This is a genomic window from Leifsonia sp. SIMBA_070 (assembly GCF_046534635.1).
In the GTDB taxonomy this organism is placed as follows: domain Bacteria; phylum Actinomycetota; class Actinomycetes; order Actinomycetales; family Microbacteriaceae; genus Leifsonia.
On sequence record NZ_JAWRYK010000974.1, the window covers coordinates 1 to 234 of the forward strand.

The following is a 234-nucleotide window of genomic DNA, read 5'->3' on the forward strand; positions in this document are numbered from 1 at the left end:
GCTGACGACCGTCCGGCGGAGCTGCTGGGGTACGGTCCGATCAGTCCTGAAAGGGCCCGGCGGCTGGCGCGCGAAGCCGTGAAGTGGACACCGGTGGAGAGGGATCCCAACACGGCGGAGATCCTGCGGGTGGGCAACAGACGAAAAGTCGCCGACGGACTCAAACGGTTCCTCCGGGCCAGAGACGGCACTTGCCGGTTCCCCGGCTGCCGGACCAACGCGCTGATCTCTGAG

Annotated in this window: 1 pseudogene; it reads left to right on the forward strand. The window is 67.5% G+C overall.

Going from position 1 to position 234, the window contains the following annotated elements:
• A pseudogene (locus SB754_RS23070) lies at positions 1-234 on the forward strand (HNH endonuclease); the annotation flags it as partial.